Below are 21852 nucleotides of genomic sequence, written 5' to 3' on the forward strand. Positions count from 1 at the left end.
CGCTAGAAGGACTCCTCGGGCAGGTCCATGACGTCCAGCGTGGTGCCCTCGGTGACGGCCCGCTCGGAGGCCAGGCGCGGCAGGACGGTCTGGCAGAAGAACTGCGCCGCCGCGACCTTGCCCGTGTAGAACGCCTTGTCGGCGCCCGAGACGTCGCCGCCGCCGAGCCGCTCCAGCGCGATCTCGGCCTGGCGGCAGAGCAGCCAGCCGACGATCAGGTCGCCGAGCGCGAGCAGGAGCCGGGACGAGTTGAGCCCGATCCGGTACAGCTCCCTCGGGTCCTCCATCGAGCCGAGCGCCCAGCCGACCATCGGGTCGATGATGCCCTGCACGTCGTCCAGCGCCCGGCCGAGCAGGGCCCGCTCGTTCTTCAGCCGCCCGTTCCCGGCGTCGGAGTCGGCGAACGCCCTGATCTCCCCGGAGAGCACCTTCAGCGCCTCCCCGTTGTCCCTGAGGATCTTGCGGAAGAACAGGTCCTGGCCCTGGATGGCCGTCGTCCCCTCGTACAGGGTGTCGATCTTGGAGTCGCGGATGTACTGCTCGATCGGGTAGTCCTGCAGGAAGCCGGACCCGCCGAGGGTCTGCAGCGACTCGGCGCCGAGCAGCGCGTACGCCCGTTCCGAGCCGAACCCCTTGACGATCGGCAGCAGCAGGTCGTTGACCTTCTCGGCGGTCTCGTCCCGGCGGCCCTCGAACTCGGCGACCTGCACGGCGTCCTGGTAGGACGCGGCGAGCAGCAGGAGCGCCCGCATCCCCTCCGCGTACGCCTTCTGCGTCATGAGGCTGCGCCGGACGTCCGGGTGGTGCGTGATCGTGACGCGCGGCGCGGTCTTGTCGGTCATCTGCGTCATGTCCGCGCCCTGCACGCGCTCCTTCGCGTACTCCAGCGCGTTCAGGTAGCCGGTGGACAGGGTCGCGATCGCCTTGGCGCCCACCATCATCCGCGCGTACTCGATGACGAGGAACATCTGCTTGATGCCCTGGTGGACGTCCCCGACCAGGTACCCGACGGCGGGCTGCTTCTCGCCGAAGGTCAGCTCGCAGGTCGTGGAGACCTTGAGCCCCATCTTCTTCTCGACGTTCGTCACGTGGACGCCGTTGCGCTCGCCCAGCTCGCCGGTGTCCAGGTCGACCAGGTACTTCGGGACGAGGAACATCGACAGCCCCTTCGTCCCCGGGCCTGCGCCCTCGGGACGGGCCAGCACCAGGTGGAAGATGTTCTCCGCCATGTCGTGCTCGGCCGAGGTGATGAACCGCTTGACGCCCTCGATGTGCCACGTTCCATCCGGCTGCTGGACGGCCCTGGCCCGTCCCGCGCCGACGTCGGAGCCCGCGTCCGGCTCGGTGAGCACCATCGTGGCGCCCCACTTCCGCTCAAGGGCCAGCTCGGCGAACCGCTTCTGCTCCGGCGTCCCGATGCGCCACAGGATCTGCGCGAAGCCGGGACCGGACGCGAACATGTACACCGCCGGGTTCGCGCCGAGGATCTGCTCGGCGACGGCCCAGGTCAGCGAGCGCGGGGCGCGGCTGCCGCCGAACTCGGGGGCGAGGTCGAGCCGGTACCACTCGGCGTCCATCCACGCCTTGAACGACCTCTTGAAGCCCTCCGGCATCGTCACGGCGCCGGTGGCGGGGTCGTATTCCGGGGGGTGGCGGTCGGCGTCCTCGAAGGACTCGGCGATGGGGCCCTCGGCCAGCCGGTTCACCTCGTCGAGGACGCTGCGCGCGGTGTCCTCGTCGACCTCCTCGTAGGGGCCCTTGCCCAGGAGGTCCTGGCGCCGGAACACCTCGAAGAGGTTGAACTCAAGGTCTCGGAGGTTGCTCTTGTAGTGCCCCATTCGAGACTCCGTTCGGTCTTGCGGCGACCGGCGGTCCCGCTTCGTACTGGTCGGTAACTCACCCACATGCTACCCGCTGGTAACCAATGGCGGCACCCCCGGGTCGAGTTACCGCTTAGTTCACACACTGTTCACGCACCGTCGCCAGCACCGCACCCGGCGCGGGTTGGCACCCTTCCGGTGGGAAGATCGGACGTGCCATTCACCCCGCGACACCCCGCGACGCGAAAGGGAGGTGCGCATGGATCAGAGGACGGCCGAGGTCCCGCGACTGACCGTCATCGGGACCGGCTACCTCGGCGCCACACACGCCATCTGCATGGCGGTGCTGGGCTTCGAGGTCCTCGGCGTGGACGTCGACCGGCAGAGGATCGCCAGGCTGGCGTCCGGCGAGGTGCCCTTCTTCGAACCCGGTCTGCCCGAGCTGCTCACCAAGGCGCTCGACTCGGGCAGGCTGCGATTCACCACCTCCTACGAGGAGGTCGGTGAGTTCGGCGACGTCCATTTCGTGTGCGTGGGCACACCGCAGCTCCCCGGATCGGACGCCGCCGACCTGTCCTACGTCGAGGCGGCCATCGGCTCCCTCGCCCCGCACCTGCGCCGCCGCGCGCTCGTCGTCGGCAAGTCGACCGTCCCGGTCGGGACGGCGCAGCGGCTCACCGGCGTCCTGCACGACCTCGCTCCCGCGGGCACGGACGTCGAGCTGGCCTGGAACCCCGAGTTCCTGCGCGAGGGCTTCGCCGTCGACGACACGATGCGTCCGGACCGGCTCGTGTTCGGCGTCGCCTCCGACTGGGCGGACGAGCGGCTGCGGGCCGCGTTCAAGCCCGTCCTCGACCTCGGCACCCCGGTGATCAGGACCGACCTCGCCACGGCGGAGCTGGTCAAGGTCGCCGCCAACTCCTTCCTCGCCACCAAGATCTCCTACATCAACGCGATGGCGGAGGTCTGCGAGGCGGTCGGCGCGGACGTCAAGGACCTCGCCGACTCCCTCGCCCTGGACGACCGCATCGGCGGCAAGTTCCTGAAACCGGGCCTCGGCTTCGGCGGCGGCTGCCTCCCGAAGGACATCCGCGCGTTCGCGCACCGCGCCGAGGAGATCGGCGTCGGCCAGGCCGTGTCGTTCCTGCGCCAGGTGGACGACATCAACCGGCGCCGCCGCGCCCGCACCGTCGACCTCGTCCGCGAGGTGCTCGGCGGCGACCTCGCGGGCCGCCGGATCGCGGTGTGGGGCGCCGCGTTCAAGCCGAACTCCGACGACATCCGCGACGCGCCCGCGCTGGACGTCGCGCGCACCATGCACGGCCTCGGCGGCGACGTCCGCGTCCACGACCCGGCCGCGCTGGACAACGCGCGCCGCGCCGCGCCCGAACTGCGCTACGGCGACAGCGCGTTCGACGTGGCGCGCGACGCCGACGTCGTCGTCCTGCTGACCGAGTGGTCGGATTTCCGCGAGGTGCGCCCGGAGGCGCTGGCGGAGGTCGTCAAGCACAAACGGATCGTGGACGGCCGCCACGCCCTCGACGCCGCGCAGTGGCGCCGGGCGGGCTGGGAGTACCGCGCCCTCGGCCGCTCCTGACGGAACACCCCACGGCGCAGGGCCGTTGGACAAGACGAGGACCCCCGAGGACCAGGGCGTCCTCCCGGACGAGGTGCGACGTACCCGGCAGGCGAAGACGGCGCGTGACCTGACCGTCTCGCCTTCCGGGAGTACACGATGGCCTGGATCCTCGTCATCGCCGCCGGCCTCTTCGAGGTCGCGATGGCCCTGTGCCTGAAGGGCAGCAAGGGCTTCACCCAGCCGCTGCCGTCCGCCGGCTTCGCCGTCTTCGCCGTGACCAGCTTCGGCCTGCTCAGCCTGGCCCTGAAGAACCTCGACGTCGGCACCGCCTACGCCGTGTGGGTCGGGATCGGCGCGGTCGGGACGGCGGCGCTCGGCATGCTCGCCATGGGCGACCAGGTGTCCGCGCTGAAGATCGCGGCGCTGGCGCTCATCGTGCTCGGCGTCGTCGGCCTGAACCTCGCGGGCGGCGGGCACTGAGGACCGGCGCCGAAACCCGCTCCCGCGGCCGTCACCGGACGTGGCCATTCGCAGGTCACGCGGGTACTCCGGAACGTACTCTCCCCTAACAGCGTCTATGGGACGAGAGCGCCCCCAACCAGGCATCTGGGGGCGCTCGTATACGGGAGGGACGGACCTTGGTCTTCAAGAAGCTGCGCCAGGCGATGGGCATCGGCGGCCCGTCGATCGAAACGACCCTGCACGACCCCAACACCGCCCCCGGACGTGTGGTCACCGGTGAGATCACCATCATCGGCGGGCAGTTCAACTCCGACATCAAGGCGGTCAACCTCGCCCTCCGGACCAAGGTCGAGGTCGAGTCGGGCGACAACGAGTACACGTCCAACCTGGAGTACTCGAAGATGCCCGTCGCCGGCGGATTCAGCCTCCAGGAGGGGGCCCGCCACAGCATCCCGTTCCAGTTCCCCATCCCGTGGGAGGCGCCGCTCACGCACATGTACGGGCACCCCCTGCACGGCACCACGGTGGGGCTCGCCACGGAGCTGGAGGTCGCGGGGGCGCTCGACCCGGGCGACCTCGACCCGATCGCCGTCCACCCGCTGCCCGCGCAGGAGCGCATCCTCGCGGCGTTCTCCAACCTCGGGTTCCAGTTCCGCAACGCCGACTGCGAGAAGGGGCGGATCTGGGGCGTCCACCAGGAGCTGCCCTTCTACCAGGAGATCGAGTTCTACCCGCCGGGCCAGTACGCGCGCGGCATCAAGCAGCTCGAAGTGACGTTCGTGTCCTACCCGCAGTCGATGGAGGTCGTGCTGGAGCTCGACAAGCGCGGCGGCGTGTTCACCGAGGGGCACGACGCGTTCAGCCGCTTCACGGTCGACTACGCCACCGTCGACCACACCGACTGGGAACGGCAGCTCGACGGCCTCCTCCAGGACGCCGGGCGCCGCCGGGGCTTCTTCTAGCCCCCGGGATCCCCTCCGCGAGCTTGATCGCGGAGGGGATCGCCGCGTAGAAAGGGTGTCGGTGTAGAAAGGGTGTCCGTGCCCCAGCCCCCCGGACTGAACCACGCCGAACGGCGGCTCTGGGCCGCCTTCCCCACCGGCACGAAGGTCGTGCTCGGCGACGACCTCCCCGCCGGACCGCTCCCCGACCGGATCGTCCGCGCGGAGGTCATCACGCAGCTGCTGCTCGGCGCGGGCGAGTCGCGGCCGGGCGCGGTCGCGGCCGTCCGGCTGCGCGGCGCGTACATCACCGGGATGCTGGACGTCTCCGGCGGCACGGTCGAACACGAACTCCGCCTTGAGCAGTGCAGGCTCGTCGAGCCCCCCGACTTCTCCAACGCCGAGACCCGGCAGCTCCGGTTCGCCGACTGCCGGATGCCCGGCTTCGACGGCGGCGGCCTGCGCGCGGACGGCTACGTCAGCCTGTCCGGGTCGCGGGTCGACGGCACCGTCAAGCTGACGCGGGCGGTGATCGGCGGCGGCCTGCGGATGAACCGGACGACGGTCACCGCGCCCGACCCGGAGGCGTGGGCGGTGTTCACCGGCGGGCTCGTCGTCGAGGCGGGCATGTTCGTCCAGAACGCGACGATCACCGGCGGGATGCGGCTGGTCGGCGGCCGGATGAACGGCGGCCTGTTCATGCAGGGCACGAGCCTGGTCAACCCGGGCCGCATCGCGCTCGACGCGCAGAACATGGTGGTCGAGGACGCCGCCGAGTTCAGCCGCGGCTTCTCCGCGCTCGGCACCGTCCGGCTGCGCAGCGCCCGCTTCGAGGGGATCCTGTCGTTCTCCCTGGCACGCCTCGACTCCGGCGACCCGGACCGGATGGCGCTGCACGCGAGCCACATCGTGGCCGACGAGCTGCTGCTGCTCCCGGAGGGGAAGATCAAGGGCCGGGTGTCGCTGTCCTACTCCCGGATCAAACTGATCATGGACATGGACGCCGCCTGGCCGGACGAGCTGTTCCTGAACGGCCTGACGTACGAGACGCTGCGCAGCGTCGAGGGCGGCGACCGGCTCGACTGGGTGTCCCGCGACCCCGACTTCCACCTCCAGCCGTACGAGCAGCTCGCCGCCTGGTACCACGCCGCCGGTCACGACGACCTGGCCCGCAAGGTGCAGCTCGCGAAGCTGCGCGCCCGCCGCCGCAACCTGAACGCGGTCGGCAGGGCGTGGAACCACGTCCTTGACTGGACGGTCGGGTTCGGCTACCGGCCGTGGCTCGCGTTCGCCTGGTTCGCGACCCTGGTCGCGATCGGGACGACGGTGTTCTCCATCGAGAAGCCGCGCGCGGTGAAGCCGCCGGACGAGCTGCCCGCCTTCCACGCCCTGATCTACACGCTCGACCTGCTGATCCCGCTGGACACGTTCGGGCAGCAGCTCTCCTACGACGCGGTCGGCTGGTCGCGCTGGATCGGCTACGGGCTGGTCGCGATCGGCTGGGTGCTCGCCACGGCGCTGATCGCCGGGGCGACGCGGGTGCTGCGCCCGGCGGGCGGGCCGGGCTGATCTTCCGGTGGCGGCGAACCCGGGGGACGCCCCCGGCGTCCACACGCATGACGGACCCGACGAGAATGGACGGTCATGGGCACGTATCTGATCACGGGGGCGACGGGCGGGATCGGGACGGCCGTCGCCGAGCTGCTGCGCGAGCGGGGGCACGACCTCGTCCTCACGGCACGCTCGGCCGAGCGCCTCGACGCGCTGGCCGCGACGCTGCGCACCGGCGCGCACGCCGCGACGCAGGTCTTCAACCCGGGGGCCGCGACGGGGCCGCGGCCGACGCCGCGCATCACGACGATCCCGGTCGACCTGACCGAGCCGCTGCGGATCGAGGCGTCCCTCGCGATGGCGGACGTCCCGGCGCGGCTGGACGGCGTCGTCCACGCGGCGGGCATGGTGCACCTCGCGCCCGTCTCCGACCTGGGCGCGGACGAGTGGATCGAGCACCTGTCGGTGAACCTCGTGTCCGTGGCCGAGCTGACCCGGCTGCTGCTGCCCGCGCTGCGCGCCGCCGAGGGGCACGTCGTGTTCGTCAACTCGACGGCCGGGCTGCGCGCCAACCCCGAGTGGTCGGCGTACGCGGCGTCGAAGTTCGGGCTGCGCGCGCTGGCCGACTCGCTGCGCGCGGAAGAGCGGTCCCTGCGCGTCACGACCGTCTACCCCGGCCGGACGGCCACCGAGATGCAGCGGAAGGTGCGCGCCCAGGAGGGCCACCCCTACGCCGAGGACGACTTCGCCGCGCCCGCGACCGTGGCGCGGGTGCTGGTGTCCGCGCTGGAGACGCCGCGGGACGCGGTCGTCTCCGAGGTGACGGTCAGGCCGAACTAGGCGCGCTCGGGGAGCGGCGCAGGAACCACGCGCCGAGGACTCCGCCGATCAGCCCGAACAGGTGGCCCTGCCAGGAGATGCCGGGGTCGCCGGGGATGACGCCGAGCAGCATCGTCCCGTACACGGCGACCACGGCGACGGCGATCGCGATGTCGGCGAGGCGGCGCTCGAAGATCCCGCGTCCGACCAGGTAGCCGAAGAACCCGAAGATCAGGATGCTGGACCCGAGCGTGTTCGCGCTGCTCGTGAACCACACCCCGAGCCCGCCGACGACGATCACGATCAGGCTGGCGGCGAGGAACTTCGCGATGCCGCGCACCGCCGCGATGAACCCCAGCACCAGGAACGGGACGGTGTTCGCCATCAGGTGCCCGAACCCGGCGTGCATGAACGGCGCCGTGAAGATGTCGGGCAGGTCGTTGACGTCGCGCGGCTGGATGCCGAACCGGTCGAGCCAGCCGTCGGTCGTGTAGTCGAACGCCTCCAGGACCCACATCAGCGCGGTCACGGACCCGACCAGCACGGCCGCGGACAGCGCCCGCGTCCCGTGCCTGGCCAGCGACTCCGAGCGCCGCCGTTCGGGGGTATAGCTCATGTCAGCCACCGTAAGTCTGGACGACCCTGTCCAGTCAACGCGCGACCCGTCCGGAACGTGCCACGGGGCCTAGGCGGCCGACGCGTGCTCCGACTCCGACGCGTCCCCGCGCACCACGATGACCGGCAGCGGCTTGCGGACCGGCGCGTCGGCCGTGCGGCGCAGGTAGCGGCGCTCCTCGGGCGTCGTCCCGCCCCAGACGCCGTCGGGTTCACCGACCTGGAGGGCCCAGGACAGGCACTCTGCCTTCACCGGGCAGTTCGCGCAGATGGCCTTGGCGGCGTCCTCCTGCGCCTTGAGCACCGGCGCGGAGTACCCGATCGGGAAGAACAGGTCGGGATCGGCACCACGGCAGATGGCGTGGTCGCTCCAGTGTTCCTCGTTCTCGTTGTGGTACATCGACTTCTCCCTGCGCGGTGACGTGACCACCGGCAGTCGGGTGCGTTTCGAGGGTGGTCTCCACTCAGTGTAGTACTACAACCCGTAGTACTACAGGACGTTCGTGAACGTTGCAAGTTAGCGTGCGGATAACCTGTCGGGTGTGCAGCGTGATCAAGAAGTGACCTTCCGCGAGGCGACGGTCGCCGACCTGCCGGGGATCGTCCGGCTACTGGCCGACGATCCCCTCGGATCGACCCGCGAAACGCCGGGCGACACGATTCCGGAGGAGTACTTCACCGCGTTCGCCGCCATCCAGAACGACCCGAACAACACCGTCCTGGTCGCCGAGGTCGCCGGAGAGGTCGCGGGCACCCTCCAACTGACCTTCATCCCCGGCCTCACCTACACGGGCGGCGAACGCGCCCAGATCGAGGGCGTCCGCGTGGCCGCCTCCCAGCGCGGCACCGGCATCGGCCAAGACATGATCAATTTCGCCATCGACCGAGCCCGCGCCCGCGGCTGCCGCCTCGTCCAACTCACCACCGACCGCCAACGCCCCGCCGCCATCCGCTTCTACCAAAAACTAGGCTTCCGCCCCTCCCACATGGGCATGAAATACCACCTGACGGACTCCTAGCCCACGCCGATGCGCGGATGCCGCTCCACGCCGATCGCCGCCGCTTGACAGAGGTCTTCGCTGATCACTAGGGGCCGGTTGCAAGCCTGGCGACCGATGCGCCGAAACACCGTGGCATTTCAAAGCCGATGGCTCATGACCGTGTTCGTGTAACCCGGACGCATACTTCCAGAAGAGGTCTTCTCGTCAGTCAAGGAGGCACGAAGTGTTGCGGAAACTCATCGGCGTTGGCGTGGCGCTCGCCATGACCGTCACGGCCACGGCCGGTCCGGCCCGGGCAGCCACTTTCAAAGAAGCGAACTCCAAGGTCCAACCCAGTGTCGATCCCGCGACGGCCGCCGCGGCGATCAAGGCCGCGTACGACGCGTACAAGACCTTCGTCGGTGGCGGCTCATCGGCGGCCGCCACCGCACAGATCATCGCCGCGATCCAGTCCGCCCAACGCGACATCATCAACCACATTGACGCCGTCGCCGCCGCCGACGCGCGCGCCTGCGCGCACAGCGCCGTCATCAACTTCCCCGACTTCGACAATCTGACCACGGACAACAAGCAGAATTTCGCGCTGAACGCGACCTCCTGTATCACCCAGATCAACAGCCTGATGTCCGCGGTCACCAGCGGGGCCGCCGTGGATCAACTCGGCTTCTCGGTCAACGCCGTCGGCCCCATCGCGCTCATGGCACGCAGCAAGGCCGGCCTGCACAACGACACTCTCATCCCGGTTCTCCGCGATTCCAACCAGAAGATCCGCACCAGACTGACACCCAGGTGCTCCCAGCTCTACGACGCCGACTCCCACAAAAAGCTGTGGTTCTGCACGGCCTACAACGGCAATCGAGGCGACAGCATCATTCAGGCCCGCGCACAAGAGGACGCGATGGTGAACACAAGTTGGGAGGTCGCCCAGACCACCCTGACCCAGCTCACGGGCATGTGAGAGCCGTCTGACCGGCGGTCGGGGCCGGTCGAGGACACGCGGTCCGGCCCCGACCGTCCCATGCGAAGCCCCCGGCGAACTTCGGCCGAGGGCTCGTGGGTGAGGGGGGACGTCAGGACGGGTCGTGTGCGCCTGACTTGATTTCGGCAGTGAAGGCACTCCATGCGGACGGGGAGAAGGCCAGCCTCGGACCGTCCGGGTCCTTGGAGTCACGCACACCGATCACACGAGCGAGGTCCGCCACCTCAACACAGTTGCCACCACTGTGGTCGCTGTAGCTGCTCTTGCGCCAGAGCACGCTGGACACGTCTTTCATAGACTCTCCATTACCGTCCTAATCAGGGCTCGCGACTCCTCGACGGGGAGTGCGTAACCTCGGAGCAGGTCCCAGCGTACGACTTTGTCTCTGACCCTCGCAGCCCTCTCGATCAAGAGACCTTCGCCCGCCGACTCGGTGTAGGCCAGATCCACTCTGTCCTCGAATCCCAGGATGGTGAATTCGCCCCCGAGCCCTGCGTGATAGCCCGATCCGTTCGGAACTACCTGGATCATCGTGTTGATTCGGTCCGATGCCGTGAGCAAGTAATCGAGCTGCTCTCGCATAATGGCTCGGCTGCCCACAACGCGGCGCAACACCGTCTCATCCAACACGAGCCACGTGTGTGGCGGGTTCTCGCGCGTGAGGACCGCCTGCCTCTCCATGCGTTTCGCGGTCAGCTCCGCGACGTTGGTCCCGTCACTGGCAAGGAGGATGGAGCGCGTGTAGTCCTCGGTCTGGAAGAGGCCGTTGATGAGGAGCGCGGAGAAGATGCGGTAGGACGTCGCCTCCTTCTCGTACTCCAGGTACTCCGGGAAGCCGGGCGGCAGGATGAACTGGACCTCGATCTCGCTGGCGAGCTTCCAGTGGCGGTGGAAGGTCCCGTCAGTCTGGAAGAACGTGTCAAGGTCGTGGGCGCTTTGTTCGGAGAGCTTGCGGCCGCTTTCCATCATGCTGATCCATTGAGGGGTGCAGCCCAGGGCGTCGGCCAGTTGTTTGCCCGTCAGCCCGGCCTTGTCGCGCATGCGGCGGAGTTCTCCGCCGAAGAAGACGCGGGCTCGATTCTCAGTCATCGGGAGCCTCCGGGGAGTTCACCAGGGCACTGGTTGATGCGATCTTGGCGCGACTTGACTGGAAGTGTGGAACGGTCGCTAGCTGATTTTTACCTTGGCTGTGAGTGTGATTGCAAGCTTTTCGACGGCGGCAATCGAAAATGGGGCTTCTACATGACGGTATCGGCCAATTTCGGGAGAGTGAGGGAAATGCCCTTCATGTCCGGATGGTTCGGCGAGCGGAGGGACGGCGGGTTCGTCGCGCGGCGGGTCAGCGAGCTGAGCGAGTACCAGCGCTCCAACGGCTGCCTGGCCAGCGTGCGGGCCCGGAACGAGGGCGAGCTGTGGCTGCTGTGCGACGCGCAGACCCGGCTGTCCGAGCGGGTCGCGCTCGCCGAGGCCCTGGGGAGGCGGCCGTGAGCGTCCCCGAGCACGAGGCCCCGGCCGTCGAGTCGTACGTCCGGCTGAGGTCGCTGGAAATGCACCTCAGGGCGCACGGGTTCGCGACGCAGATGGTGGCGGGCTCGCTGGTCGTCCGGAACATGACCGCGCGGAGCCTGTGCGGGTCGGCCGGGGTCGCAGGTGACGTGATCAGCTGCCGCCCGCACGAGGACGACGAGGGGCGCTACTGGTTCTTCACCTCCTGGCAGCAGCCGATCGCGGAGTCCGACCGCATCACCGACGCGCTGGTGATGATCAAGGGTTACCTGGGGGCGCCCGCGTGACGTGCGGCGACGACGGAACGTGGCGCACCGACCCGGCCGCCTACCTCGCCGAGCTGCGGCGCGACTTCCCGGGGTTCGGGATCGTCGCCGATCCGTGGCGTCCCATATGGATGGCGGTTCGAGGCGATGTGTTCATCAAGGCGACGGACGGTGTTGTGCTCCGGCGACGGCTATCGGAACTGTCCGGCGAGTGAGCATCGGGCGTTGGCCAGGTGTTTTAGTTCGGCGGTGCACATCATTAGGTTCCGGGTCGGGATGTGGTGGACGTAGTGGTCCAGGTCGGCGCCCAAGGCGAATACGTGGACGGGGACTCCGGCGGCGCGGCCGGATTCTACGGCTTGGCGCAATGCGGCCAGGACGGCCGGGTGCCGGGTCTGGTAGGTGGCCGATACCAGGTGGTTTCCTCGGTCGGCGGCCAGGTAGAACTGGATCAGGTCCTTGGTGCCGACGAACAGTTCGCTGGCCCCGGATGCGCAGAATTCCGCGGCCGAATGGACGGCGGCCGGGGTCTCGACGAAGACGCCCAGCGGTGTGTCGTATCGCAGGCCGAGGCGGCGGCGGAGGCGCAGGAATTCGTCGCTGTCGTTGATGAAGGGGACGGCGAATCTCACCCGGGCGGCGTCCGCGCCGAGGTGTTCGCGGATGTGGGCGCGGAGCGAATGGAAGGCTTGCGGGTAATGGCGTTCGTGTAGGAGCCAGCGGGCGCCGTGGCGGCCTAGTTCCGGGTTCGGCTCGTCGTCCACGTGTGCGGCGCTCGTGATCTTGGCGGCGTCGTCCGAGCGGAGGTCCAGGAGTCGCATGACGAGGCGTTGGCCGGGGAGCAGCTCATCCACCATCGAGCAGATCTCGGCGGCTATGGCCGCACCGTAGCGCTCGGCTTCGCGGGCGCCCGCGCGGAGGGCGTCGATGGGGCTGAGACCGGCGGCGAAACAGACGAACTCCTCGCGGACGAAGAAGGAACTCGCCTGGTGGACGGGTGGCCTGAGGGCGTTCGTCGATTGGATGTCGGTGGCGTCGGCGATGACCACGCAGATCGACTCGATTTGGTCCAGGGCGGTGGGCCGGAGTGTTGAGGGGTGGGGTGCGGGTTCGGCCTCGCCCAGGATTACTGATTCTCGGTCCAGTAGGACGGTAACCTCGGCGGGAAGGGCGTCCAGGTCGGACGGCTCGATCCGGAGGACGGGGATGCCGCGGGAGCGGCAGAGGGACTGCATGTGCCCGGTCCGGCCGCCTCTCGCGCAGATCACGGCGGAAGAGGCGACGATGGCGTCATAGAGTTCGGGGCCGAGCGAGTCGGCCACCAGAATGGCACCTTGAACCGGTCTTCCGGTGCGATTGCAGGGCCCGTGAACGCTTCGCCTGGGCGAATCGACGAGCAATACCCCGGGCACTTCGCGAGGGCTGGCGGATGTCCTCATGGGGAAAGGCTCGCAGTGCCGGTAACGGGTGCGCACCTTCCCGAATGCCGTGGTGCTTTCCGGCTAATCAGCCTCCCGCGGCTCGTCCAGCCCGAGCAGGGAGCGGAGGTCGCGCGGCGTCACGGAAAGGTCATTGAGCTTCGTCGTCGCGGCCGTGTTCACGGCACGCCGGAGCGCACGGTCCGTGACGCGTCCGTCGCGGACGGAGTGGAGGCATTCCTCGAACCTCACCGTCCAGGCTTCGCGGTCGCGGCGGCGGCGGGCGGCCATTCGGCGCACATCGAGGTCGATCAGGCGAGGAAACGCACTGGCATCGGCGGGGGACGTGTCGTCGAAGCAGGATTCGAGGCTTCGCAGGACGGCGGCGGCGACGCCCACCGAATGGTTCTTGATGGCGGCGAGGTTGAACGCGAACGCGCCCATCCGGCCGTGGCGGACGATCTCGTCGCCCTCGCGCGGGCAGCCGACCACGGAGATCGGGGCGACCGGGACGCCGCACGGGCCGAGGAGGCCGCCGGAGGCGTCCACCTCGACGCCGCGTCCGGTGCGCCCGTGCCGCACGGCGATCCCCTTGCGCAGCAGGTTCTTCCATAAAGGCGAGCCGACCTGCGCGTAGTCGGTTTCGCGGCCGAAGTTGGAGATCACGAGGTCTGCCTCGATCGTCCGCGTCGGGGACGGGCCGGACACCGTCAGCCGCAGGCCGCCGGACGTGGTGCCCACGATCTCGGTGACCTTCCCGGTGGTGCGGACGATCGGTCTCCCGGACTCCAAGGCGGCATCCACGAAATGGGTGATGTAGGCGACGGCGTTCACCCGCAGCGTGGCGAGAAGGCTCCCGTACCCGTCGAGCAGCGCGCGGAGGTCGGACGACGGAACGCGCGCCAAAGCCTCGGGCAGAAACGGCTCCCAGGATTTGGCGACCCGTTCCGTCACCACCGCGCGCGGAACGGCGGGATGGTCGCGGGCGACGATGTCGCAGGCCCGCTGCCATTCGCTCGTCACGCGCCGGACGAGTTCGTCGCGTCCCTCATAAGCGTCGGCGTGCAGTCGCGGAGCGGGCAGGTCGAGCACGTGGTGCCGATGGTCCGAGGGATAGGTGCGGAGTGTCAGGCCGGACCGCGAGATCATGTGGATCGTCCCGGTGTGGCCGCGGCGGAGGAGCAGCGACGCCGAGTCGTACGCGCTCAGCAACGTGCCGACGATGGCGACGACGGCGTCCCGCCGAGTACTGGTAATTCGCTCGATTCCGTCCTTGGAATAGGGGTGCCGCACGAACGCGGGGTGGTCTTTCACACCGGCCGCGAACGGCAGGTCGCGCTCCTCCAGACCCGTCGCCAGCACGACGTGATCGGCCTGGAGCACCGTCCGACCCGGAGAACCCGATAAGGACTCCACGACGACGCCCACCCGGCCGCCGCCGATTTCCAGGTCGACCACTTCGCCGTCGGCTTCGACCAGCGTCACGCCCTTCGCGGCCTCGCGCGCCGCCCCGGCGAGGCGGGCGGCCAGGTAGTCGGCGTAGATCCGGCGGGGCGCGGGCCCCGACTCGGTGAACGTTATACCGCTCCATTCCGGCGGCCAGTCCGCGCGGTCGGCCTCGTTGTTGGCCCAGTCGATGAAATCGTCGACGTCCTCGCGGAACATCGACATGCGTCCGGCCTGGATGTTGAACACGTGGTGCCAGTGGTTGCCCGCCGGGTGGTAGGCGACTCCGGCGCTCCGGTATTCGGGCCGCCGCTCGACCACCACCACCCGCAATGGCTCGCGGGCGAACTGTAAGAGGCGGATCGCGGTGGCGGTACCGCCGAGCCCGGCTCCGACGATGACTACGCTCCGTGGTTCCGAGAAGCCCACCGTGGCCACTCCCGCACACGCCGAACGGTCCGCGACAAAGGGTTGTGCCGGTCGAGCGTATCTCGCATCGTCCCGCCCGCCCAGCGGCAACGGGACCGCGGGCTCAGGACCCAGAGAATTCGTCCGCCAGTTCGCGGTGTTTCGCGGCGGCCTGTCGCGCCTGTGCCGGGGTGACGACGGAGCCGGGCATGGCGCCGAGGCGTTCGACCTCGTCCGCGAAACGGCGCCATCAGGGCGCGGACCGTCCGGAGAGCGGCCCGGGTGGGTATGAAGATCCGGACTACCCCCGTTCGGGGGTGGCGTGGGTCACTCGGGGTGGACACGATCCTGCTACCGGGTGTCCGTGCGGCTACGAGGAGAGAACATGCCCGCAGTCGAGTTCCGGGCGGCGCGCGACTTCCTGCTCGCGCATCGCGACGACTACGCGACCGCGTACGAGAAGTTCCGCTGGCCCGTGCTCACCGGCTTCAACTGGGCGCTGGACTGGTTCGACAAGATCGCCGAGAGCAACGACTCGCCCGCGCTGTGGATCGTCGAGGAGGACGGCTCGGAGGCGCGGTACTCGTTCTCCCAGCTCGCCCGGCGGTCGAACCAGGTGGCGAACCTGCTGCGGCGGTCCGGCGTGCGGCGCGGCGACCGGATCATCCTCATGCTGGGCAACCAGGTCGAGCTGTGGGAGACGGTGCTCGCCGCGATGAAGCTCGGCGCGGTCCTGATCCCGTGTACGCCGCTGCTCGGCGCCGCCGACCTGCGCGACCGGCTGACGCGCGGGAACGCCAAGCACGTCGTGGTCGGCTCGGCGGACGCGGGCAAGTTCGACGACGTCGAGGGCGACTACACGAAGATCGCGGCGGGCGACCCGGTGGACGGCTGGATCCGCTACTCCGACGCCTACGAGGAGGCCGAGAACTTCACGCCCTACGGCCTCACCATGTCGCGGGACACGCTGCTCCTCTACTTCACGTCCGGGACGACGGCGCAGCCCAAGCTGGTGGAGCACACGCACGCGTCCTATCCGGCGGGGCACCTGTCGACCATGTACTGGATCGGCCTAAGACCAGGCGACGTCCACCTCAACATCTCGTCACCGGGCTGGGCCAAGCACGCCTGGAGCAACATCTTCGCCCCGTGGGACGCCGAAGCCTGCGTCTTCATCTTCAACTACACGCGCTTCGACCCCGACCGCCTGCTGGACACCCTCGAACGCTGTGGAGTGTCGAGTTTCTGCGCCCCGCCGACCGTGTGGCGGATGCTGATCCAGGCCGACCTTGGCCGCCTCGCCAACCCGCCCCGCGAGGTGGTCGCCGCCGGCGAGCCGCTCAACCCGGAAGTGATCGAGCGCGTCAAGGAGGCGTGGGGCCGGACGATCCGCGACGGCTTCGGCCAGACCGAGACCACCGTGCAGATCGCGAACACGCCCGGCCAGCCGGTGAAGCCCGGGTCGATGGGACGTCCCGTCCCCGGCTACAAGGTGACGCTGATCGACCCGCTGACCGGCGAGCCCGCCGACGAAGGGGAGATCTGCCTCGACCTGGAGGACCGCCCGCTCGGCCTGATGACCGGCTACCACGGCGACGAGGCCCGCACCGACGAGGCCATGGCGGGCGGCTACTACCACACCGGCGACATCGGCTCCCGCGACGCGGACGGCTACATCACCTACGTCGGACGCGCCGACGACGTGTTCAAGGCGTCCGACTACAAGATCTCGCCGTTCGAGCTGGAGAGCGTCCTGATCGAGCACGAGGCGGTCGCGGAGGCGGCCGTGGTGCCCTCGCCCGACCCGGTGCGCGCGGCGGTCCCGAAGGCGTACGTGACGCTCGCCGCCGGATGGGAGCCGGACGCCGCGACCGCCAAGGCGATCTTCGAGCACAGCCGGGCGCAACTCTCCCCGTACAAGCGGATCAGGCTGCTGGAGTTCGGCGAGCTGCCGAAGACGATCTCCGGGAAGATCCGCCGGGTGGAGCTGCGGACGAGCGAGATCGACAAGCATCCCGCCGGGGACGCCCGTCCCGACGGCGAGTTCCGCGAGGAGGACCTGCGATGACGGCGCTCGCCTACGCGTCCGGCACGGCGACGACGCCGCTGCTCGGCGACACGATCGGCGCGAACCTGGACCGGGTCGTCGCCGCCCACTCCGAGCGGGAGGCGCTGGTCGAGCGGGCGACCGGCCGCCGCTGGACGTACGAGCAGTTCGCCGACGACGTCGAGGCGGTGGCGCTCGGCCTGCTCGACCTCGGCGTCGTGAAGGGCGACCGGGTCGGGATCTGGTCGCCGAACTGCGCGGAGTGGATGCTCGTCCAGTACGCGACGGCGAAGCTCGGCGCGATCCTCGTCAACATCAACCCGGCCTACCGGGTGCACGAGCTGGAGTTCGTGCTGAACCAGGCGGGCGTCCGGACGCTGGTGTCGGCGTCCGCGTTCAAGACGTCCGACTACGCGGCGATGATCGCGGAGGTGCGGCCGAGGTGCGCCGCGCTGCGGGACGTCCTCCTCCTCGGCACCCCGGACTGGGACGCGCTCCTCGAATCCGGCCGGGAGAGCGACCCCGGCGTCCTCGCCGACATCGGCCGGACGCTCACCGCCGACGACCCGATCAACATCCAGTACACGTCAGGGACGACGGGCTTCCCCAAGGGCGCGACGCTCTCGCACCACAACATCCTGAACAACGGCTACTTCGTCGGCGAACTGTGCGGCTACGACGAGGAGGACCGCATCTGCGTGCCGGTGCCGTTCTACCACTGCTTCGGGATGGTGATGGGGAACCTCGCGTCCACGAGCCACGGCGCGTGCGTCGTGATCCCGGCCCCGGCGTTCGACCCGAAGGCGACGCTGGAGGCGGTCGCGGCGGAGCGGTGCACGTCGCTGTACGGGGTGCCGACGATGTTCATCGCCGTCCTGAACGAGCCGTCGCTGGACGGCCTCGACCTGTCCGGCCTCCGCACCGGGATCATGGCCGGGTCGCCGTGCCCGGTCGAGGTGATGAAGCAGGTCATCGACCGGCTCGGAATGAGCGAGGTCGCGATCTGCTACGGGATGACGGAGACGTCCCCGGTGTCGACGCAGACCCGCGCGGGCGACTCGCTCGACCGGCGCGTGTCCACGGTCGGACGGGTGCTGCCGCACCTGGAGGTGAAGGTGATCGACCCGGAGACAGGCGTCACCGTCCCGCGCGGCGTGCCCGGCGAGTTCTGCACGCGCGGCTACTCGGTGATGCTCGGCTACTGGGACGAGCCGGAGAAGACCGCCGAGGCGATCGACGCGGCCCGCTGGATGCACACCGGCGACCTCGCCGTGATGGACGACGAGGGCTACGTCAACATCACCGGCCGCATCAAGGACATGGTGATCCGGGGCGGCGAGAACGTCTATCCGCGCGAGATCGAGGAGTTCCTCTACACCCATCCGGACATCGTGGACGCGCAGGTCATCGGCGTCCCGGACGAGAAGTACGGCGAGGAGCTCATGGCCTGGGTGCGGCTCCGCGAGGGCGTGCCCGGGATGACGGCGGCGGAGCTGCGCGCGTTCTGCGAGGGCAAGCTCGCGCACTTCAAGATCCCGCGCTACGTGCACGTCGTGGACGAGTTCCCGATGACCGTCACCGGGAAGATCCGCAAGGTGCAGATGCGCGCCGAGGCCGTGGACATCCTCGGCCTCACCGACAGGTAGCGGTCACCACCGCACGGCGGAGATGTCCACGGGCCGGGGACGCAGGGCGCGGGTGCGCTCGGCCAGCCCGTGCAGGCGTCGGCGCATCTCCTCCGCCGGAAGGCGCTTGCGGTCTCCGTGTCCGGGCAGCAGCCACTCGAAGGTGAGCCGGTCGGCCGTCCGGGTCAGCGACGCGGCCAGTTCCTCGATGGAGTACCAGGTGACGGTTTCGGCGACCTCGATGTCCGCCGTGGTCCGCGACCAGTAGAAGCTGTCGCCGCTGAAGCAGAACCGGTCGTCCACCAGGTAGAGCACGCTGCCCTCGGTGTGCCCGGGAAGCGGATGGACGATCACGCCTTCGGCGATCTCCATCGGTTCGACGCCGCGGATGACCTGGTCGGCGTCCGGGGCGGCGTCGAGGTCGCCCTCGTGGATCCAGAGCCGGGCCCCGAACCGGTCGGCGAAGCGGCGGCCGTGCGCGGCGTGGTCCCGGTGGGTGAGCAGGACGTCGCTCACCCGTCCCAGCTCCGCGAGCCGGGCCGCCACCGGCTCCGCCCAGCGCGGCGTGTCGATCAATAAGTTCCCGGTGGGGCGGCGCACCAGGTAGGAGTTGGCGCCCGCGGTCCGCCGGGAGTTGTGCCCGCACAGGTGGACGCCGTCGTCCAGGCGCGCGGGGTAGGGGTCGAGCGCCTGATCCAGCGGCCCCGCCGAATGCCGGATGGACCGGGTGTGGCAGGCGAAGGCCGCCGCGTGCAGCGCGGCGCGCTCGGCCTCGTCGCGCGGCTGCCGCAATAACACCGAACGGCCGTCGCGCTCGCCGACCAACTCCGGAGCGATTTGCCGGGCCACGTCACAGTTGGTGCAGCGCGTGTCGATGAACCATCCGTTGTCCATTGCAGTCCCCTTCGTCGCGTTCCGCCCACGGTGTCGTACCCCGCCGCGTGCGCCGCCACCCGAGGACGCCCGCTGATCGCGCGGCGCCCTTTTCACCCGCACGACTTTCCGGACACGCCTCCGGCGGGGCATGCTCTCCCCATGGCTGCGCGACCGGGGGACCTGGGAGATTCTCGATCGGGACGAATACCCGACGACGCGGGCGCCGTCCGGTCGGCGGTGCTGGCGCTGCACCGCACGACCGGCCTTCCCGTCGTGTTCGGCGGCGCCGTGTCGTCCGCCGCGCGGGACCGCCTGCGCATCACCGAGCTGGTCGGCAACACCACCGACTCGCTGAACGGGCTCGTCGTCCACAACGGCAACGGGCTCGGCGGCAAGGCCATGGCGATGGGACGCCCGCTCTGGGTGAGCAACTACCCGTGCTCGGCGTCGATCAGCCACGACTACGACAAGCCGGTCGGACGCGAGGGGCTGCTGTCGATCCTCGCGGTGCCGATCGTCGTCCGGCGCCGGGTGCGCGGCGTCCTGTACGGGGCGCTGCGGGAGCCGCTGTCGCTGGCCGACCGGGTGGTGGGCGCGGCCGTCCAGGCGGCCCGCGACCTCGAACAGGACCTCGCCGTCCGCGACCGCGCCGACGAGACGCTCGCCCGCGCCCGGCCCGCCACGTCGTCCGCCCGCTGGGAGGAGGTGCGGGCCGTCCACGCCGAGCTGCGCGCCCTGGCCGACGAGGTCACCGACGAGCCGACCCGCGAACGCCTCCGCCAGGCGTCCCTGCGCCTCGCCGCCGCCGGACTGAACGACGCCCCGGACACGTCCCCGCGTCCCGCCCTCTCACCCCGCGAGCTGGACGTCCTCTCCTACGTGGCGATCGGCTGCACCAACGCCGAAGCCGCCGCCCGCCTCGGCCTCCTCCCCGAAACGGTGAAGAGCTACCTGCGCTCCGCGATGCGCAAGCTGGACAGTCACACCCGCCTGGAAGCGGTGACCACAGCCCGCCGCACCGGCCTCCTCCCCTGACCGTCGCGGCGGGCGGTGCGGTGTCCGGCGAACGCGGCGCAGGCGGCGGCGACCGCCGTGGCGGTGAAGGCGAGCATGACGATGGTGAAGGCGTGGGCGGGATTGCCGGGGACGCCTAGGTAGAGGGCGCCGAAGGCGGCTACGCCGGTCACTCCGGCCAGTTGGAAGTTGGTGTTGATCAGGCCGCTGAGGTCGGCGGCCTGGCTCGGCGGGACGGCGGACGTGAGGCGTCCCAGCTGGGGGGCGAAGCCCAGGCCCAGGCCGAGGCCGCCGAAGCCGAGGAGGGCGACCAGCGCCGCTCCGTCCGGGTGCGTGAGGCCGATCGTCAGGTAGACGGACCCTAGGAGGACGTATCCGGCGACCGGTGCCCATGCGGGGAGACGCGGTGTCAGCGGGCCTGCTACCCCGAACGCGGAGACCCAGGACACGAGCACCAGGCCGGAGAACAGGGCGCTTCGGCCTAGGCCCTGTTGGAGGTAGAGGGCCAGGACGAACAGCATCGCGAAGTACGTTCCGGTCGCCGCGGCGAGGGCGGCGAGCGTCCATGACACGACGGGACGCGCGAGCACGGAGAGGTCGAGGAGGGGCGCGGCCACGCGGCGCTGGCGGCGGACGAAGAGGGCGAAGACGGCCGGGCAGGTCGCGAGGGACGCCCACGTCCAGGCGGGCCAGCCCGTCTCGCGTCCGAATACCAGCGGGACGACCACGAGCAGGACGGCCGACGACAACAGGACCACGCCGACTACGTCCAGCTTGGGCTTCGCGCCGCGTGGGTCCGGGGGCAGCAGCCGTAGGCCAGCGATGAACAGGACGAGCCCCACCGGCACGTTGACCAGGAAGATCGGGCGCCAGCCCAGCCCGGCCAGGTCCGCCGACACCAACACGCCGCCGAGCACCTGGCCCGCGACCGCGCCGCCCGACAGGGCGACCGCGAAGAGGCCCTGCGCCCGCGCGCGTGCCCGTCCGGTGAAGTGGAGCTGGATGCCGGACAGCACCTGCGGCACCATCACCGCCCCGGCCGCGCCCTGCGCGAGCCGCGCGGCGATCAGGACGCCGGTGGACGGGGCCAGCCCGCAGGCGAGCGACGCGAGCGTGAACCCGGCGAGGCCGAGCAGGAACATCCGGCGGTGGCCGCGCGCGGCGCCGAGGCGGGCGCCGGTGACCAGCAGGACGGCGTACGCCAGCGGGTAGCCGGACACGACCAGTTCGAGCGCGCCGCCGGACGGCCGCAGCCCGTCCTGGACGGCGGGCGCCGCGACGTTCACGACCGCGACGTCGACGTTGACCATGAACTGGCCGGCGAGCAGCACCGCCAGCATCCCGGCGGCGGGGGTCTTGGAGATCACGGACGGTGGAACCCCGTCCGCCCCCGGACGGTTGCACGGCGGTGCGCCGGGAGGTACCGCGGGGCCGCGCGGTGTTCCCGGGGATCGGGCCCGGCGACGGGGTCAGCGCGTA

The 21852-nt window shown here is 70.0% G+C and carries 21 protein-coding genes and 1 riboswitch; of the genes, 12 read left to right on the plus strand and 9 right to left on the minus strand.

All coding sequences use genetic code 11. The features are described from left to right. Positions 1-2 precede the first annotated feature (2 nt). A complete protein-coding gene (locus ACH01S_RS27220) occupies positions 3-1838 on the minus strand; it encodes an acyl-CoA dehydrogenase (RefSeq protein WP_067897465.1) in 1836 nt (611 codons plus the stop codon). A gap of 241 nt (positions 1839-2079) precedes the next feature. On the opposite strand from ACH01S_RS27220, the gene ACH01S_RS27225 reads away from it, so the two are divergent. The 5 genes from ACH01S_RS27225 to ACH01S_RS27245 all read left to right on the plus strand — a co-directional run bounded on the left by ACH01S_RS27225 (position 2080) and on the right by ACH01S_RS27245 (position 7193). Next, positions 2080-3417 (plus strand): UDP-glucose dehydrogenase family protein, encoded by a 1338-nt coding sequence (locus ACH01S_RS27225; RefSeq protein ID WP_067897467.1) that lies wholly within the window; start codon positions 2080-2082, stop codon positions 3415-3417. Positions 3418-3460: 43 nt separating this feature from the next. Further along, positions 3461-3524: riboswitch (guanidine-III (ykkC-III) riboswitch) on the plus strand. 31 nt (positions 3525-3555) lie between these two features. Beyond that, positions 3556-3879, plus strand: coding sequence for a DMT family transporter (locus tag ACH01S_RS27230; RefSeq protein WP_067897470.1), 324 nt, complete (start codon positions 3556-3558; stop codon positions 3877-3879). A 158-nt stretch (positions 3880-4037) separates the two neighbouring features. Further along, complete coding sequence (locus ACH01S_RS27235) at positions 4038-4823, plus strand: sporulation protein (RefSeq protein ID WP_067897473.1); 786 nt, start codon at positions 4038-4040, stop codon at positions 4821-4823. 78 nt (positions 4824-4901) lie between these two features. Continuing rightward, entirely contained in the window at positions 4902-6371 is a 1470-nt protein-coding gene (locus ACH01S_RS27240; protein ID WP_067897576.1) for a hypothetical protein, read from the plus strand. Between the two features lie 75 nt (positions 6372-6446). Beyond that, on the plus strand, positions 6447-7193 hold the full coding sequence (locus ACH01S_RS27245; protein WP_067897476.1) for an SDR family oxidoreductase: 747 nt from the start codon (positions 6447-6449) through the stop codon (positions 7191-7193). Here ACH01S_RS27245 and ACH01S_RS27250 read toward each other — a convergent pair. After that, entirely contained in the window at positions 7180-7788 is a 609-nt protein-coding gene (locus ACH01S_RS27250; protein ID WP_067897479.1) for a rhomboid family intramembrane serine protease, read from the minus strand. The two genes, ACH01S_RS27245 and ACH01S_RS27250, sit on opposite strands and share 14 nt — an antisense overlap. Positions 7789-7857: 69 nt before the next feature. Beyond that, positions 7858-8187, minus strand: coding sequence for a WhiB family transcriptional regulator (locus ACH01S_RS27255; protein ID WP_067897483.1), 330 nt, complete (start codon positions 8185-8187; stop codon positions 7858-7860). 142 nt (positions 8188-8329) lie between these two features. Between ACH01S_RS27255 and ACH01S_RS27260 the strand changes: the two genes are divergently transcribed. Both ACH01S_RS27260 and ACH01S_RS27265 read left to right on the plus strand, forming a co-directional pair. Beyond that, complete coding sequence (locus tag ACH01S_RS27260; protein WP_370671586.1) at positions 8330-8806, plus strand: GNAT family N-acetyltransferase; 477 nt, start codon at positions 8330-8332, stop codon at positions 8804-8806. A 205-nt stretch (positions 8807-9011) separates the two neighbouring features. Further along, positions 9012-9746 carry a hypothetical protein gene (locus ACH01S_RS27265; protein ID WP_067897489.1) on the plus strand — a complete coding sequence of 245 codons (735 nt, stop codon included), beginning with the start codon at positions 9012-9014 and terminating at the stop codon, positions 9744-9746. Between the two features lie 112 nt (positions 9747-9858). On the opposite strand, the gene ACH01S_RS42650 is transcribed toward ACH01S_RS27265, so the two are convergent. Then, positions 9859-10062 (minus strand): DUF397 domain-containing protein, encoded by a 204-nt coding sequence (locus tag ACH01S_RS42650; protein WP_083981192.1) that lies wholly within the window; start codon positions 10060-10062, stop codon positions 9859-9861. Beyond that, positions 10059-10856, minus strand: a complete 798-nt coding sequence (locus tag ACH01S_RS27270) for a helix-turn-helix domain-containing protein (protein WP_067897493.1) — start codon at positions 10854-10856, stop codon at positions 10059-10061. The genes ACH01S_RS42650 and ACH01S_RS27270 overlap by 4 nt, the downstream gene beginning before the upstream one ends. 189 nt (positions 10857-11045) lie before the next feature. On the opposite strand from ACH01S_RS27270, the gene ACH01S_RS27275 reads away from it, so the two are divergent. Beyond that, on the plus strand, positions 11046-11255 hold the full coding sequence (locus tag ACH01S_RS27275; protein ID WP_067897496.1) for a hypothetical protein: 210 nt from the start codon (positions 11046-11048) through the stop codon (positions 11253-11255). Next, positions 11252-11560: a hypothetical protein gene (locus ACH01S_RS27280; protein ID WP_067897499.1), complete on the plus strand. Its 309-nt coding sequence runs from the start codon at positions 11252-11254 to the stop codon at positions 11558-11560. The genes ACH01S_RS27275 and ACH01S_RS27280 overlap by 4 nt, the downstream gene beginning before the upstream one ends. A 170-nt stretch (positions 11561-11730) precedes the next feature. Here the strand turns inward: ACH01S_RS27280 and ACH01S_RS27290 are convergent, their stop codons facing one another. Both ACH01S_RS27290 and ACH01S_RS27295 read right to left on the minus strand, forming a co-directional pair. Then, on the minus strand, positions 11731-12978 hold the full coding sequence (locus tag ACH01S_RS27290; RefSeq protein WP_083981193.1) for a putative PEP-binding protein: 1248 nt from the start codon (positions 12976-12978) through the stop codon (positions 11731-11733). A 63-nt stretch (positions 12979-13041) separates the two neighbouring features. After that, positions 13042-14841 (minus strand): FAD/NAD(P)-binding protein, encoded by a 1800-nt coding sequence (locus ACH01S_RS27295; RefSeq protein ID WP_067897505.1) that lies wholly within the window; start codon positions 14839-14841, stop codon positions 13042-13044. Between the two features lie 355 nt (positions 14842-15196). Here ACH01S_RS27295 and ACH01S_RS27300 point away from each other — a divergent pair, with 355 nt between their 5' ends. After that, complete coding sequence (locus tag ACH01S_RS27300) at positions 15197-16879, plus strand: AMP-binding protein (RefSeq protein ID WP_067897508.1); 1683 nt, start codon at positions 15197-15199, stop codon at positions 16877-16879. After that, positions 16876-18504, plus strand: a complete 1629-nt coding sequence (locus ACH01S_RS27305) for an AMP-binding protein (RefSeq protein WP_067897511.1) — start codon at positions 16876-16878, stop codon at positions 18502-18504. Before ACH01S_RS27300 ends, ACH01S_RS27305 begins: the two co-directional genes overlap by 4 nt. Before the next feature lie 3 nt (positions 18505-18507). Here ACH01S_RS27305 and ACH01S_RS27310 read toward each other — a convergent pair whose 3' ends face one another. Then, positions 18508-19377: an MBL fold metallo-hydrolase gene (locus ACH01S_RS27310; RefSeq protein ID WP_067897514.1), complete on the minus strand. Its 870-nt coding sequence runs from the start codon at positions 19375-19377 to the stop codon at positions 18508-18510. A 141-nt stretch (positions 19378-19518) separates the two neighbouring features. Between ACH01S_RS27310 and ACH01S_RS27315 the strand changes: the two genes are divergently transcribed. Then, positions 19519-20394, plus strand: a complete 876-nt coding sequence (locus tag ACH01S_RS27315) for a helix-turn-helix transcriptional regulator (protein ID WP_083981194.1) — start codon at positions 19519-19521, stop codon at positions 20392-20394. On the opposite strand, the gene ACH01S_RS27320 is transcribed toward ACH01S_RS27315, so the two are convergent. Further along, positions 20340-21740 carry an MFS transporter gene (locus ACH01S_RS27320; RefSeq protein ID WP_067897517.1) on the minus strand — a complete coding sequence of 467 codons (1401 nt, stop codon included), beginning with the start codon at positions 21738-21740 and terminating at the stop codon, positions 20340-20342. The genes ACH01S_RS27315 and ACH01S_RS27320 overlap by 55 nt on opposite strands. Positions 21741-21852: the final 112 nt, after the last annotated feature.

The sequence above is a fragment of the Actinomadura chibensis NBRC 106107 genome (genome assembly GCF_001552135.1).
Lineage (GTDB): Bacteria > Actinomycetota > Actinomycetes > Streptosporangiales > Streptosporangiaceae > Spirillospora > Spirillospora chibensis.

Bases quoted from the DNA above. Each gene is read 5' to 3' on its own strand.
- ACH01S_RS27230 (WP_067897470.1), top strand. From the start codon at position 3,556: ATGGCCTGGATCCTCGTCATCGCCGCCGGCCTCTTCGAGGTCGCGATG.
- ACH01S_RS42650 (WP_083981192.1), bottom strand. From the start codon at position 10,062: ATGAAAGACGTGTCCAGCGTGCTCTGGCGCAAGAGCAGCTACAGCGAC.
- ACH01S_RS27245 (WP_067897476.1), top strand. From the start codon at position 6,447: ATGGGCACGTATCTGATCACGGGGGCGACGGGCGGGATCGGGACGGCC.
- ACH01S_RS27275 (WP_067897496.1), top strand. From the start codon at position 11,046: ATGCCCTTCATGTCCGGATGGTTCGGCGAGCGGAGGGACGGCGGGTTC.
- ACH01S_RS27220 (WP_067897465.1), bottom strand. From the start codon at position 1,838: ATGGGGCACTACAAGAGCAACCTCCGAGACCTTGAGTTCAACCTCTTC.
- ACH01S_RS27300 (WP_067897508.1), top strand. From the start codon at position 15,197: ATGCCCGCAGTCGAGTTCCGGGCGGCGCGCGACTTCCTGCTCGCGCAT.
- ACH01S_RS27255 (WP_067897483.1), bottom strand. From the start codon at position 8,187: ATGTACCACAACGAGAACGAGGAACACTGGAGCGACCACGCCATCTGC.
- ACH01S_RS27225 (WP_067897467.1), top strand. From the start codon at position 2,080: ATGGATCAGAGGACGGCCGAGGTCCCGCGACTGACCGTCATCGGGACC.
- ACH01S_RS27305 (WP_067897511.1), top strand. From the start codon at position 16,876: ATGACGGCGCTCGCCTACGCGTCCGGCACGGCGACGACGCCGCTGCTC.
- ACH01S_RS27310 (WP_067897514.1), bottom strand. From the start codon at position 19,377: ATGGACAACGGATGGTTCATCGACACGCGCTGCACCAACTGTGACGTG.
- ACH01S_RS27290 (WP_083981193.1), bottom strand. From the start codon at position 12,978: ATGAGGACATCCGCCAGCCCTCGCGAAGTGCCCGGGGTATTGCTCGTC.
- ACH01S_RS27250 (WP_067897479.1), bottom strand. From the start codon at position 7,788: ATGAGCTATACCCCCGAACGGCGGCGCTCGGAGTCGCTGGCCAGGCAC.
- ACH01S_RS27315 (WP_083981194.1), top strand. From the start codon at position 19,519: ATGGCTGCGCGACCGGGGGACCTGGGAGATTCTCGATCGGGACGAATA.
- ACH01S_RS27270 (WP_067897493.1), bottom strand. From the start codon at position 10,856: ATGACTGAGAATCGAGCCCGCGTCTTCTTCGGCGGAGAACTCCGCCGC.